Consider the following 12,861-nt stretch of genomic DNA (forward strand, 5'->3'; position numbering starts at 1 on the left):
GGCGGGGTAAAGAAGGGTCTCCCGCCGCCAGGAGGCCCCACGCCCGTCAGGACAGCTGCGCGAGCCCGTCCGTGGCGATCTTCTCGAAGACCGCCGGGTCGGCCGCGAAGACCGAGTCCGCGATCGGCCAGTGCACCACGATCTCGTCGAAGCCCAGCTCCGCGTGCGAGCCCGCGAAGTCGACGAAGGCGTCGAAGGAGTCCAGCGGCCGGTCCGGGGTGAAGCCCGTGAGCAGGATCTTGTCCAGCTCGGCCGGGTCCCGGTCGAGCTCCGCGCAGGCCGCGCCGAGCCGCTCGATCTGCCCGGCGATGGCCGCCCGTGACTGCTCCGGCGTGCCCGTCTCGAACAGCTTCGGGTCCCCGGTGGTCACCCACGCCTGCCCATGGCGCGCGGCGAGCCGCAGCCCGCGCGGGCCGGTGGCGGCCACCGCGAACGGCAGCCGGGGCCGCTGCGCGCAGCCGGGTATGTTGCGCACCTCGAAGGCCGAATAGTGCTCGCCCTCGTGGGTGACGACGTCCTCGGTGAGCAGCCGGTCGAGCAGCGGTACGAACTCGCCGAAGCGGTCGGCGCGTTCGCGCGGCGTCCACGGGTCCTGGCCGCCCTTGAGGAGCGCCGTGGCGTCGAAGCCGGAGCCGCCCGCGCCGATGCCGAGGGTGATGCGGCCGCCCGAGATGTCGTCCAGGGAGATGAGCTCCTTGGCGAGCGTGACGGGGTGGCGGAAGTTGGGGGAGGTGACGAGCGTGCCCAGCCGCATCCGGGAGGTGGCGCAGGCCGCCGCCGTCAGGGTCGGCACGGCGCCGAACCACGGGCCGTCCCGGAAGGTGCGCCAGGACAGGTGGTCGTAGGTGTAGGCCGTGTGGAAGCCCAGCTCCTCGGCTCGTCGCCAGGTCTCGCGGCCGCCCTCGGACCAGCGGCGGTCGGGAAGGATCACGGTGCTCAGTCGCATGGGACCGAGCCTAAACGCTGGGTATGACAACGTCCTATGCATTGGGTATGACACATCACGCACGCGCGGGACACGGCTTCGCACCGGGCTCAGGCGCGTACCCGGGCGTACGCCAGTGCGCCCCGAATGCCCCGTCGACGAGAATGGGACCCGTGACTTCAGCAATCGAGCAGCCCGAGACCCCCGCGGTACGCCGCCCGGCCACCACCACCCGGCTGATCGCCACCGATCTCGACGGCACTCTCCTGCGCGACGACAAGACGGTCTCCGACCGCACGGTCGCCGCCCTTGCCGCGGCCGAGGCCGCCGGCATCGAAGTCTTCTTCGTCACCGGCCGTCCGGCCCGCTGGATGGACGTCGTCAGCGACCATGTGCACGGCCACGGCCTGGCGATCTGCGCCAATGGCGCGGCCGTCGTCGATCTTCACGACGGCGGTCGCTTCCTGCGGGTCAGCCCGCTGGCGCGCGCCGAGGCCCTCGCCATCGTCCACGCCGTGCGCGCCGCCGCGCCGGGCGCCTCGTTCGCCGTGGAGCACACCACGGGCATCCACTACGAGCCGGCCTACCCGCCGTTCTTCCTCGATCCGGGCGCGCTGATCGCCCCGGCCGAGAAGCTGCTGGCCGAGGCCTCCGGCCATGACGCGCCGATCCTCAAGCTCCTCGCCTTCCACCCCGATCTCGGACCGGACGAGTTCCTCACCGTGGCCCGGGAGGCCGGCGGGGCGCACGGCTCGTTCACCCGCTCCAGCCCGACCGCCCTGCTGGAGATCAGCGGCCTCGGGGTCAGCAAGGCCAGCACGCTGGCCGCGTGCTGCGCGGAGCGCGGCATAGCGCCGGAGGAGGTCGTGGCGTTCGGGGACATGCCCAACGACCTTGAGATGCTCGACTGGGCCGGCACCGCCTACGCCATGGCCAACGCTCACCCCGAGGTGCTGGCGGTCACGGCGCACCACACCGCGGGCAACAACGACGACGGCGTCGCCGCGGTCATCGAGCAGATCCTGCACGGGGCCCGGTGAGCCGCGCGCGCGGCGCCCGCGGCGCCTAGAGCCGCACCCCGCGCGCCACCAGCCACGCCACCGGGTCGACGGCCGACCCGAAGCCGGGCGTGGTGCGGATCTCGAAGTGCAGATGCGGGCCCGTGGAGTTTCCGGTGGTGCCGGACAGCCCGATCCACTGGCCCGCCCGTACCCGCGCCCCGGGCGCGACCAGCAGCGCCGACAGGTGCGCGTACTGCGAGTACCAGCCGCCCTCGTGCTGGACCACGACGCTGATCCCGAAGGGGCCGCCGCACCCCGTCGCGACCACCGTCCCGGCTCCCACGGAGCGCACCGGGGTGCCGCTGGGCACCGCGAAGTCCTGGCCGGTGTGCCCGTTGGCCCAGTTCGCTCCGGTGCCGCCGAAGCCCGCGGTGAGCTGGTACGACTCCACCGGGCGCACCCACTCCTGCGCCGCCCGCGCATCGCCCTGGTCGGCGGCGGCCGGACTCGTGGCGCCGGCGGGGAGGGCCACCGGCTCGCAGCGCCCGGCCCCGACCGCCTCCTGGGCCATCGCGTCGAGCTCGCCGCGCGCGGCCTCCAGCCGTCTGTCGAGGGAGCGCCCGGCCGCCCGCAGCCGCGCCCGGTCCTTGACGAGAGCGGGCCGGGCGCCGGCCAGTGCCTGGGCCTCGGTGATCAGCTTGAGGCTCGTACGACCGTTCTCGTCCAGCATCCGGGCGAGCCGCGCCCTGCGCTGTGCGGCGGGCCTCTGTATGGCCAGCAGCTCCAAGGGGTCGTCGGCCACCTCGGCGCTCTGCGGGGCGGTGAAGCCGCCCGTGCGGTACTGCGCGCGGGCGGCGGCCCCGGCGTCCTCGCGGAGCGTCGCCGTGACGACGCCGCGGCCGCGCAGCAGCTCTTCGAGCAGCTCGGCCCGCGCCGACTGCTCCTTCACCGCGCGCCGCACCCGGTCGTACCGCTGCCAGGTGCGCTCCGCCTCCTCCTCCAGCCGGAACACCTCGGCGGTGACACCGGTCGGCCGTGCGGGGGCCCTGACGGCGATCGACGACTCGGAGGCGAGCGGCGGGCAGACCACCGCGCAGAGCGCGCACAGGATCACACCACTGGTGCGCCGCAGTCGGCGCGGGCCGCGCGGTCCGGGATGAGGACGGTACGGGCGTCGCATGAACGCGATCGTGTACCGGGGCCCGGCCGCGCGCGCCCGCTGAGGCCCGTTCGGTGGAACGGATACGTCCACCAGGGCGGCCGGCGCCGGACGACCTGCCGCCGGTCGGCTGACAAGAGAGGACGCTCACGTGAGGGGCCGACAAAAGAGGAGGCTTGCAGCGCGTTCGGACAAGAGAGGACACCGAAAGGGCTACAAGGGCGCTTCCCACACCACCCGCGTGCCGCCCCCGTCCTCGCCCAGCCCGGGGCCGTACGAGCTGGAGCCGCCCAGCGACTCCGCCCGCTTGGCGAGGTTCTTCAGCCCGCTGCGCCGGCCGCCCTCGGGGATGCCGACCCCGTCGTCGGCGACGGTCAGCCGCACCGCCGCCCGGCCGTCGGGCAAGGTGGCCGTCGCGTCGACGACGATCTCCATCCGGGATGCCCGCGCGTGCCGGAAGGCGTTGGAGAGGGCCTCGCGCAGGGCGGCGATGAGGTTCTTGCCGGTGAGTTCGCCGACCTTCGCGTCGACCGGCCCGAGGAAGGTCGCGGAGGGCTGGAAGCCCAGCGGGACGGCCGCCGTGCCCAGTTCCCGCAGGACACGCGTGCGCAGCCCGGCGGGCGCCTCCGCCGGCCCCTGCTGGAGCGCGAAGATGGCCGTGCGGATCTCCTGGATGGTCACGTCCAGCTCGTCCACGGCCTGGCCGACCCGCATCCGTACGTCCGGCACGACGGCGTTGCGCTGCGCGCTCTCCAGCATCAGGCCGGTGGCGAACAGCCTCTGGATGACCAGGTCGTGGAGGTCGCGGGCGATCCGGTCGCGGTCCTCGAAGACGGCCAGCCGCTCGCGGTCGCGCTGTGCCTCGGCCAGGACGAGCGCCAGCGCGGCCTGCGCGGCGAACTGTGCGGCCAGGGTGCGCTCGGCGGGGGTGTACGGGCGCGCGCCGCGCGCCCGGGGGGTCGCGAGCGTGCCGAGGACGCGGTCGCCGCTCTTGAGCGGCAGCAGCATGCTCGGGCCGAAGCGGGGCGCCACCTCGGTGACCATGCGCGGATCGGTGGCCGAGTCGTCGATGAACACCGGTTCCCCGGCGAGCAACTGGGCGACGACCGGGCTGCCCGACGGCATCACCGTACCCAGCAGGCCGGTGGGGTCGTCGGCGGAGACGGCCACCATCTCCAGGCCGCCCTCGTCGTCCGGCAGCAGCACGATGCCGGCGGCGGAGTCCGCGAGCCGGCGGGCCTGTTCGGCGACGACGGAGAGCGCGTCCTCCGCGTCACTGCCCGACAGCAGGGCCGTCGTGACGGCCACGGAACCGTCGATCCAGCGCATGCGCTGGCGGCCCTCTTCGTGCACGCGCGCGTTGCCGATCGCGATGCCCGCCTCGGCCGCAAGGATCTTGACCATGTGGAGGTCGGCGATGTTGAACTCGCCGCCGCGCTTCTCCGTCAGATAGAGGTTGCCGAACACCTCGCCCTCCACCCGGATGGGCACGCCCAGGAAGTTGCGCATCGGTGGGTGCTCCGGCGGGAAGCCGCACGAGCGCGGGTCGGACGCCAGATCGGAGAGCATCACCGGGGCGGGGTGGTGGATGAGCGCGCCGAGCAGGCCGTGGTGTCCGTCCGGCAGCGCGCCGATGCGCTCGTGCTCCTCCTTGGTGACGCCGTAGGTGATGAAGTCGGCCAGTCCCCCGCCGGTGGTGTCGATGACGCCGATGGCCGCGTAGCGGGCGTCGGCGAGCTCGGCGGCGGTCCGGGCGATCCGGTCGAGGGTGGTGTGGAGTTCCAGGCCGGTGCCCACCGACCGCATGGCCTCCAGGAGCTGCGGCACACGTGCGGTCAGCTCCGTGGACATGCCCTGAAGGCTGCGGGTGGCCTCCGTGGCGATGGCGAGCGGGTCCATCGTGCCCTGGGGGGCCTCCCGCGCGTCCCGCCGGTCGGAGGGTTCTGCCGTGGCTGCCATACCTCAGAGCCTAATAAGCACCATTTGTCAGGGAAAGGCGGCCGTCCGCGGTATCCGTCGCCTCTTCGCGCTCCAGCATCCGCCGGAACGGCCCCTCGGCCGCCGCCAGCTCGCCGTAGGCGCCCCGCTGCACCGCCCGGCCCCCCTCCAGCACGATCACCTCGTCGACCGCTTCCAGGCCGGCCAGGCGGTGCGTGATCAGCACGGTCGTGCGGCCCTCGGTGGCGGCCAGCAGATCGGCGGTCAGCGCGTCGGCGGTCGGCAGGTCGAGGTGCTCGGCGGGCTCGTCCAGGACCAGCACGGGGAAGTCCGCGAGCAGCGCGCGGGCGAGCGCGAGCCGCTGCCGCTGCCCGCCGGACATCCGCGCCCCGTGCTCCCCCACGAGCGTGTCGAGCCCCTCCGGCAGCCCCCGCACCCACTCCAGCAGCCGCGCGGACCGCAGCGCGGCGCACAGCCGGTCGTCGCTCGCGTCCGGGCGGGCGAGCCGGAGGTTCTCGCGCAGGGAGCTGTCGAAGATGTGCGCGTCCTGCGCGCACAGCCCCATCAGCCGCCGCACCGCGTCACCCGCCATGGGCGCGGTGTCCTCACCGGCGAGGGTGTACGTACCGGATTCGGCGTCCAGGAAGCGCAGCAGCACCTGCGCCAGCGTCGTCTTGCCCGCCCCGGACTGCCCCACGACCGCCACCCGGCGGCCCGCGACCAGCTCCAGCGCGAAGTCCTCCAGGGCCGGTACGGGCTGCCCCGGATATCGCGCCGTCACACCGGTCAGGCGCACCGGGAACGGTGCCGGCGGCGCGTCGGCCGTTCCCTCCGTCACGGGCACGGGCGCGTCCAGCACCTCGTGTACCCGCTCCGCGGAGCGCCGCACACGCTGCCGGTACTGCACCGCGAGCGGCAGCCCGGCCACGGCCTCGAAGGCGGCCAGCGGTGTCAGCACGACCACGGCCAGCCACAGCCCGTCGAGGCGCCCGTCGCGCACGGCGGCCACCCCCGCCCAGGCGGCGGCCGCCACGGTCAGCCCACAGGCGAGGGCGCCCAGACCGGAACCGAGCGCCGTGGCGGCCGATCCCCGGCGCGCGATACCGGTGAGCGCGCCGTCGGCGCGGCGTGCGCGCTCCAGACGGGCCGGCAGGGCGCCCGCGACGGTCAGCTCGGCCGTACCCGCCAGCAGATCGACCACCTGCGCCGACAACTCGCCGCGCGCGGGCGCCAACTGGCGTTCCGCGCGCCGGGCGACCGCGCCCGAGAGCGCGGGCACGGCCACACCTGCGATCAACAGCCCCAAAGCCGACACCAGTCCCGCTTCCGGCAGCAGCCACGCGGTGAAACCCACCGAGGCGGCGCTGACGACCACGGCCGACCCGACCGGCAGCAGCCAGCGCAGGAAGTAGTCCTGAAGGGCGTCCACATCCGCGACCAGCCGGGAGAGCAGGTCCCCCCGGCGCGTGTCCCGCAGCCCGGCCGGCGCCAGCCGCTCCAGTCGCCGGTAGACGGCGACCCGCAGCCCCGCCAGGGCGCGCAGCACCGCGTCGTGGGAGACCAGGCGCTCGGCGTAGCGGAACACGGCGCGCCCGATGCCGAACGCGCGGGTCGCGGTGACGGCGACCATCAGATACAGCACGGGGGGCTGCTGCGAGGCGCGCGAGATGAGCCAGCCGGAAACGCCGAGCAGCCCCACGGCACTCCCGAGCGCGAGACTCCCGAGGAGGAGCGCCAGCCCGAACCGCCCCCACCAGGGGCGACCGGCGGCGCGGACCCGGCCCAAGGCGGGGGCGCGCGCGGCGCTTTCGCGCGCCGCGTCGGGGGCGACGTCGCCGGTGGCGTCGGTGATGGCCTCGGTGGCGGCGTCGAACGCGGCGTACGCGCCCGAGGCCGCACCCGCACCCGCCCCGACCGCCGCCCGACCACAGCCCGGCCCCCCGTCCCCCGCCGGCCAGGGCAACCGCACCACCCGGTCCGCGACCGCCAGCAGCGCCGGCCGGTGGACGACCAGCAGCACCGTGCGGCCCACCGCGAGCCGTCGTACCGCCTCCACCACCGCGGCCTCGGTCTCGCCGTCGAGGTTCGCGGTCGGTTCGTCGAGCAGGAGGACGGGCCGGTCGGCGAGGAACGCGCGGGCGAGCGCCAGGCGTTGGCGCTGCCCGGCGGAGAGCCCGGCGCCGTCCTCGCCGAGGCGGGTGTCAGTGCCGTGGTGCAGCATGGAGACGAAGTCGAGCGCACCGGCCGCACGCAGTGCTTCCCGCACCTGCGCGTCCGTGGCGTCCGGCCGGGCCAGTCGTACGTTCTCGGCGACCGTCCCGGCGAGCAGACGGGGTCGTTGCGGGACCCAGGCCACCTGGTCCCGCCAGCTTTCGGGGGAGAGCGATGACAGATCCGTACCGCCTACGAGCACCCGCCCGCCCGTGGGGCGCGCGAAGCCGAGCAGCACGTCCAGCAGGGTCGACTTGCCCGCGCCGCTGGGGCCCACGAGCGCGACCGTCTCCCCGGGCCGCACCTCGAACGAGGTCTCCGGCAGGGCGGGTTCGGCCCGCCCCGCGTGTCGTACGACCAGCCGGTCGACGGTCAGGGCCGCACCCCGCGCGTCGGGGGCCGGCCGGGTCCCGGCGGGCGCGGGCTCGGTCTCCAGGACCGCGAAGACGTCGTCGGCGGCCGCCAGCCCCTCGGCCGCCGCGTGGTACTGCGCGCCGACCTGCCGCAGCGGCAGATACGCCTCGGGGGCCAGGACCAGCACCATCAGGCCCGTGCGCAGGTCGAGTTCGCCGTGCACGAGCCGCATGCCGACGCCGACCGCGACCAAGGCCACCGAGAGCGTGGCCAGCAGTTCCAGCGCGAAGGAGGAGAGGAAGGCGACGCGCAACGTCCGCAGCGTGGCCCGCCGGTAGTCGGCGGTGATCGCGCGGATCGACTCGGCCTGCGCCTTGGCGCGTCCGAAGACCTTGAGCGTGGGCAGCCCGGCGACGACGTCGAGGAAGTGCCCGGACAGCCGGGACAGCAGCCGCCACTGCTTGTCCATCCGGGACTGGGTGGCCCAGCCGATGAGGACCATGAAGAGGGGGATGAGCGGCAGCGTGAGGACGATGACGAGCGCGGAGATCCAGTCCGCGGTGACGATACGGGCGAGCACGGCGACGGGCACCACGACCGCGAGGCCCAGCTGGGGCAGATAGCGGGCGAAGTAGTCGTCCAGCGCGTCGATCCCGCGCGTGGCGAGGGTGGTGAGTTCGCCCGTCCGGTGCGCGTCGAGCCAGCCGGGCCCGAGCCGTGTGGCACGCGTCAGCAGCCGGTCGCGCAGCTCGGACTTCACGGCCGCGCTCGCGCGGTGGGCGGCCAGCTCGGTGAGCCAGGACACCGCTGCCCGGCCGACGGCGACGGCGGCCAGCAGCGCCAGCGGGGTGCACAGGTCACCGGCGGTGCGGCCGTGCTGGAAGGCGCCGGTCACCACCTCGGCGATCAGCATCGCCTGGGCGATGACCAGGCCGGCCCCCGCCAGCCCGAGCACGACGGAGGCGACCAGGAAGAATCGGGTCGCGGAGGCGTACCTGAGCAGTCGGGGGTCGACGGGCTTCATGCGCGTTCCGTCCTCACTGACCTGCGCGGCCTCAGTGGCCGGTGGGTGCCGGGATGTGCTGGGTGCCGATCCGCTTGCGGAACACCCAGTAGGTCCATGCCTGGTAGGCGATGATCACGGGCGTCATGGGTATCGCGACCCACGTCATGATCTTCAATGTGTACGGGCTGGAGGCGGAGTCGGCGACGGTCAGGCTCCACGCCGGGTTGACCGAGGAGGGCATGACGTCCGGGAACAGCGCGAGGAAGACCAGCGCGAACGCGGCCGCGACGGTCACACCGGACAGTCCGAATGCCCAGCCCTCACGCCCGTAGTGGTTCATCACCAGCGCCGCCATCAGGGCGACCACGGCGACGACCAGCGCGGCCAGGCTGCGCCCGTTGCCCGACTCGACCTGGGTCCAGCCGAGGAACGCCACGGCGAGCACACCCGAGGTCATGCCGAGGATCGTGGCGTAGGACCGCGCCCGGCCGCGGATGTCACCGACCGTCTTGAGGGCGGCGAAGACCGCGCCGTGGAAGGTGAAGAGCACGAGCGTGAGGAGGCCGCCGAGGAGGGCGTACGGGCTCAGCAGGTCGAGGACGTCCCCGCTGAAGTTCTTGTCCGGGCCGATCGGCACGCCCCGCACGATGTTGGCGAAGGCGACGCCCCACAGGAAGGCGGGCAGCAGTGAGCACCAGAAGATGGCGTGCTCCCAGTTGCGCTGCCAGCGCTCCCCGGCGCGCTTGTGGCGGTATTCGAAGGCGACGCCGCGCACGATCAGGCAGACCAGGATCGCGAGGAAGGGCAGGTAGAAGCCGCTGAAGAGGGTCGCGTACCAGTCGGGGAAGGCCGCGAAGGTGGCACCGGCGGCGGTGATCAGCCAGACCTCGTTGCCGTCCCAGACGGGCCCGATCGTGTTGATCAGGACCCGCCGCTCGGCGCGGTCCCTGGCCAGGAGCTTGGTGAGGACGCCTATGCCGAAGTCGAAGCCTTCGAGGAAGAAGTAGCCGGTCCACAGGACGGCGATCAGCAGGAACCAGAAGTCGTGCAGTGGCATGGTCGGTGTCTCCGTTCCGCCGCGTCAGTACGCGAAGGTCAGCGGCTTGTCGGCGTCCTCGGGGTGCTCACCGGCACCGCCCTTGGGCAGCCGCAGCCTGGGGTCCTTCGTGGGCGGCTTCTCGTCGGTGTCCGGGCCGGCCTTGGCGTACTTCACCAGCAGCTTCACCTCGACCACCGCGAGCACGCCGTAGAGCAGGGTGAAGACGGCCATGGAGGTGAGGACCTCGCCCTGGCCGACGCCCGGCGACACCCCGCTGCCGGTCTTCATCAGCCCGTAGACGGCCCAGGGCTGGCGGCCCATCTCGGTGAAGATCCAGCCGAAGGAGTTGGCGATCAGCGGGAAGCCCATGGTCAGGACGCCGATCCGCCAGGACCAGGCGGTGAAGAAGGGGCTCATCTCACGGGTGCGCGTCAGCATCAGCCTCGGCACCTCGTGATCGCCCGTGCGGAACTCGGGCGCGAGCCAGAACTTCTTGCGGGTGGTCCACAGCCCGATGAGCGCGGCGACGAAGGACGTCATCCCGAAGCCGATCATGAGCCGGAAGCCCCAGAAGGTCATGAAGATGCTGGGGATGTAGTCCTCCGGCTCGCCGCCGTACCGCGCGGCCTCCTGCGCCGCGACGTCGTTGATGCCGGGGACGGCCTCGGAGAAGTTGTTGTGCGCGAGGAAGGAGAGAACGCCGGGGATCTCTATCTCCACGCTGTTGTGGCCCTTGGAGACATCGCCGACGGCGAAGACCGAGAAGGGCGCCGGCGCCTTGGTCTCCCACAGCGCCTCGGCGGCGGCCATCTTCATCGGCTGCTGCTCGAACATCACCTTGCCGAGGCTGTCGCCGCTGAGGGCGGTGCCCAGCCCGGCGATGACCGCGACGACCAGCCCGACCCGCAGCGAGGCCCGCATCGCGCCGATCTGGGTGCGCTGCTTCTCGCCGAGCTCCTCGCCGCGCAGCTGCTTGCGCTTGGCGCGCCACAGGTGGAAGGAGGCGATGCCGACGATGAAGGCGCCACCGGTGAGAAAGGCGGCGGTGAGGGTGTGGAAGACGACGACGAGAGTGGTGTTCTGGGTCAGGACGGCCCAGATGTCGGTGAGCCGGGCCTTGCCGGTCGCCTGGTCGATGGCGTAGCCCACCGGGTGCTGCATCCAGGAGTTCGCGGCCAGGATGAAGTACGAGGAGAGCACGGTGCCGATCGAGACGATCCAGATGCACGCGCAGTGGATCTTCTTCGGCAGCTTGTCCCAGCCGAAGATCCACAGACCGATGAAGGTCGACTCGAAGAAGAAGGCCAGCAGGGCCTCCATGGCGAGCGGGGCGCCGAAGACGTCACCGACGAACCGCGAGTAGTCCGACCAGTTCATGCCGAACTGGAACTCCTGCACGATGCCGGTGACCACGCCCATCGCGATGTTGATGAGGAAGAGCTTTCCCCAGAACTTGGTCGCGTGGAAGTACTTGTCCTTGCCGGTGCGGACCCAGGCGGTCTCCAGACCGGCCGTGATCGCCGCGAGGCTGATCGTGAGGGGGACGAAGAGGAAGTGGTAGACGGTGGTGATGCCGAACTGCCAGCGGGCCAGCGTCTCCGGAGCCAGAGCCAGATTCACGCGGTCTCTCCTTGCCTCTCGCGTCACCGGCGGCACAGGCCGCCGATGTTTTGCCCGTGTATGCCCCAGGTAAAGCGGGGCAATAAGGAGCGCTTGTGAACGCGTTCACATTCACAAGCCATTATGGCGCACAGCCTTTCGGACAAGTTCATGGGGGTACCCCCTTCGGCCCTAGCGGACCGGCCGCGCGCCGCCACGCGCCGTGGACGCACGAACGCCGCGCATCCCCGGCGGGGACACACGGCGTTCTGGGGGGCGGTCGGGCGATCAGGCCCCGAGCGTCAGATCTCCTTGCGGAACTCCTCCGCCACCCGCAGGAAGAGGTCGTTGGCGGCCGTCTCCCCGATCGTCGCGCGGATGCCCTCGCCCGGGAACGGCCGTACGACCACACCCGCCCGCTCGCACGCCGCCGCGAAGTCCACCGTCCGCTCCCCCAGCCGCAGCCAGACGAAGTTGGCCTGCGTCTCCGGCACCGTCCAGCCCTGGCCCGTCAGCGCCTCGACCACCCGCGCCCGCTCCTCCACCAGCGCCGCCACCCGCTCGCGCAACGCGTCCTCGCTGCGCAGCGAGGCCACCGCCGCCTCCTGGGCGATGTGGCTGACGCCGAACGGCACGGCCGTCTTGCGCAGCGCCGCCGCCACCGGCTCATGGGCGACCGCGAAGCCGACCCGCAGCCCGGCCAGCCCGTACGCCTTGGAGAAGGTGCGCAGCACGCAGACGTTCGGCCGGTCGCGGTAGAGGTCCAGCCCGTCGGGGACGTCTGCGTCCCGTACGAACTCGATGTACGCCTCGTCCAGCACCACCAGCACGTCCGAGGGCACCCGGTCCAGGAAGGACTCCAGCTCGGCCCGGCGCACCACGGTGCCCGTGGGGTTGTTGGGGTTGCAGACGAAGATCAGCCGGGTCCGCTCGGTGACCGCCGCCAGCATCGCCTCCAGGTCGTGGACCTCGTCCGACGTCAGCGGGACCTGCACCGGCGTGGCGCCGGAGACCTGGGTGATGATCGGGTACGCCTCGAAGGAGCGCCAGGCGTAGATCACCTCGTCGCCGGGGCCCGAGGTGGCCTGGACCAGCTGCTGCGCGACGCCCACCGAGCCGGTGCCGGTGGCGAGGTGCGAGAGCGGCACGGAGAAGCGCTCGGCCAGCTCGGCCATCAGGCCGGTGCACGCCATGTCGGGGTAGCGGTTGATCGAGCCGGCCGCCGCGACGGCCTTGTCCAGCACGCCGGGCAGCGGCGGGTAGGGGTTCTCGTTGGAGGACAGCTTGTACGCCACGGGGCCATCGGCGGCGGCGGGCTTGCCCGGCTTGTAGGACGGCACGCCGTCCAGGGCGGGGCGCAGCTTCGGGGTCTTCTCGGTCACCGCAGGTCCTCCTCGACATCCCGTGCGCTCGGGACCGCACGGACACACCGCACACGAAATAGCGGACATGAATACTGCACACCTTAAGAGGATTCCCCCGGGCGGCGTCCAGAGCAGGGGGAGCGCTCTTCAAAGTCACGCGCGCCGGTGGCGAGCGCCGTGGCGCGCATCCCCCATGAAGGTGAGTTGAGACCTCTTCGAGACCTGGGCCATTCACGACGCGCGGATATGCCAGAGGCCAACGGTT

The 12,861-nt window shown here is 72.7% G+C and carries 8 protein-coding genes; 1 reads left to right on the forward strand and 7 read right to left on the reverse strand.

Features of this window, described 5'->3' with window-relative positions:
* Window positions 1-46 precede the first annotated feature (46 nt).
* A complete protein-coding gene (locus tag ACZ303_RS01955) occupies window positions 47-946 on the reverse strand; it encodes an LLM class flavin-dependent oxidoreductase (RefSeq protein ID WP_467334062.1) in 900 nt (299 codons plus the stop codon).
* Window positions 947-1,089: 143 nt separating this feature from the next.
* Between ACZ303_RS01955 and ACZ303_RS01960 the strand changes: the two genes are divergently transcribed.
* Complete coding sequence (locus tag ACZ303_RS01960) at window positions 1,090-1,965, forward strand: Cof-type HAD-IIB family hydrolase (protein WP_467334063.1); 876 nt, start codon at window positions 1,090-1,092, stop codon at window positions 1,963-1,965.
* Window positions 1,966-1,990: 25 nt separating this feature from the next.
* On the opposite strand, the gene ACZ303_RS01965 is transcribed toward ACZ303_RS01960, so the two are convergent.
* The 6 genes from ACZ303_RS01965 to hisC form a co-directional block, all read right to left on the reverse strand.
* Complete coding sequence (locus ACZ303_RS01965) at window positions 1,991-3,106, reverse strand: M23 family metallopeptidase (RefSeq protein WP_467334065.1); 1,116 nt, start codon at window positions 3,104-3,106, stop codon at window positions 1,991-1,993.
* Window positions 3,107-3,298: 192 nt separating this feature from the next.
* Complete coding sequence (locus tag ACZ303_RS01970) at window positions 3,299-4,984, reverse strand: sensor histidine kinase (protein ID WP_467334603.1); 1,686 nt, start codon at window positions 4,982-4,984, stop codon at window positions 3,299-3,301.
* 70 nt (window positions 4,985-5,054) lie between these two features.
* Window positions 5,055-8,612: a thiol reductant ABC exporter subunit CydD gene (gene cydD / locus ACZ303_RS01975; protein ID WP_467334067.1), complete on the reverse strand. Its 3,558-nt coding sequence runs from the start codon at window positions 8,610-8,612 to the stop codon at window positions 5,055-5,057.
* A gap of 31 nt (window positions 8,613-8,643) precedes the next feature.
* On the reverse strand, window positions 8,644-9,651 hold the full coding sequence (gene cydB, locus ACZ303_RS01980; protein WP_467334069.1) for a cytochrome d ubiquinol oxidase subunit II: 1,008 nt from the start codon (window positions 9,649-9,651) through the stop codon (window positions 8,644-8,646).
* 24 nt (window positions 9,652-9,675) lie between these two features.
* Complete coding sequence (locus ACZ303_RS01985; RefSeq protein WP_467334071.1) at window positions 9,676-11,253, reverse strand: cytochrome ubiquinol oxidase subunit I; 1,578 nt, start codon at window positions 11,251-11,253, stop codon at window positions 9,676-9,678.
* A gap of 281 nt (window positions 11,254-11,534) precedes the next feature.
* On the reverse strand, window positions 11,535-12,614 hold the full coding sequence (hisC, locus tag ACZ303_RS01990) for a histidinol-phosphate transaminase (RefSeq protein WP_467334073.1): 1,080 nt from the start codon (window positions 12,612-12,614) through the stop codon (window positions 11,535-11,537).
* Window positions 12,615-12,861 lie beyond the last annotated feature (247 nt).

It is taken from the genome of Streptomyces sp. NPDC023527, from assembly GCF_055560115.1.